General features: G+C 71.0%; 2 protein-coding genes and 1 pseudogene. All 3 read left to right on the forward strand.

Translation table 11 applies throughout. From position 1 onward, the window contains the following. Positions 1-87: 87 nt before the first annotated feature. A pseudogene (locus ACFWY6_RS33165) lies at positions 88-837 on the forward strand (GvpL/GvpF family gas vesicle protein); the annotation flags it as partial. After that, complete coding sequence (locus tag ACFWY6_RS33170; protein ID WP_365501793.1) at positions 815-1,003, forward strand: gas vesicle protein; 189 nt, start codon at positions 815-817, stop codon at positions 1,001-1,003. The pseudogene ACFWY6_RS33165 and the gene ACFWY6_RS33170, both read left to right, overlap by 23 nt. After that, a partial coding sequence (locus ACFWY6_RS33175; RefSeq protein WP_384698382.1) for a gas vesicle protein K occupies positions 1,000-1,211 on the forward strand: 212 nt, incomplete at its 3' end. The genes ACFWY6_RS33170 and ACFWY6_RS33175, both read left to right, overlap by 4 nt.

Genomic DNA, 1,211 nt, shown 5'->3' on the forward strand with positions numbered 1-1,211 from the left:
GTCTACGCCTTCGCCCCCCCCTGCGGCCCCCGGCACCCGGCGTAGTGCAGGGGGGACGCTGTTCGGCCCCCGGCCACTTGAATACCCCCGGGTCTGATCGCCGTGGTGAGTCAGGTCCCGGAGCGGGACTTCGCCGAGGAGCCGCTGCGCCGCCATCTGGAGGACCTGGAGTGGCTGAGCGCGACCGCGCGGGCCCACCAGGGCGTGATCGACGCGCTCACCGCGGTCACCACACCGCTCCCGCTGCGGCTGGCCACCGTGTTCCGGGACGACGCGGGCGTACGCGTGATGATGGAGGCGCGGGAGCAGGCGTTCCGGCGGGCGCTCGCCCGGCTCGACGGCCGGGTGGAATGGGGCGTCAAGGTCTACGCCGAGCCGGCGGCCGCCGAGTCGACCGGGCCGCCGGAGAAGGCGGCGAACGGCAGGGACTATCTGCGCCGGCGCCGACTGCGTACGCACGCCCATGAGGAGACGTGGGAGAGGGCGGAGAAGTTCGCGCGCCGACTGCACGACACGCTGTCCGGATCCGCGCAGGACGCCCGGCTGCACGCCCCGCAGGGCGCGGCCCTCTCCCGGGCATCCGGCCGCAACGTTCTCAACGCGGCCTATCTGGTTCCTCGTTCACGCTCGGAGGCCTTCGTGGAACTGGTGGGCCGTACGAAGGGCGAGGAGGAACCCGGACTGCGGGTGGAGCTCACAGGGCCGTGGGCCGCGTACTCCTTCGCGGGCCTGGATGGCGACACCGACGACACCGACGACACCGACAACACGGACGACACGGACGACACGGACGACACGGCGGGGGAGGCGGGGCATCACCGTCGTGGAACGTCGTGAGGTCGCCCTGGTCGACCTCCTCGACCGGCTGCTCGCGGGCGGAGTCGTGATCACCGGGGATCTGACTCTGCGGATCGCGGACGTCGATCTCGTCCGTATCGATCTGAACGCCCTCATCAGCTCGGTGAACGCGCAAGTTCCCGCACCCTGGCGGGAGTTGACATGAGCGATCGGCGGACGGCCGGACGGAACCGGCTGGACCTGGACCCGGACACGGTGGAGCGCGACCTGGTCAAGCTCGTGCTGACCGTCGTGGAGCTGCTGCGTCAGCTGATGGAGCGGCAGGCCCTGCGGCGCTTCGACACGGGAGAGCTGACCGAGGACCAGGAGGAGCGCATCGGTCTGACGCTGATGCTCCTCGACGACCGCATGAC

The organism is Streptomyces sp. NPDC059037 (assembly GCF_042740015.1).
Lineage (GTDB): Bacteria > Actinomycetota > Actinomycetes > Streptomycetales > Streptomycetaceae > Streptomyces.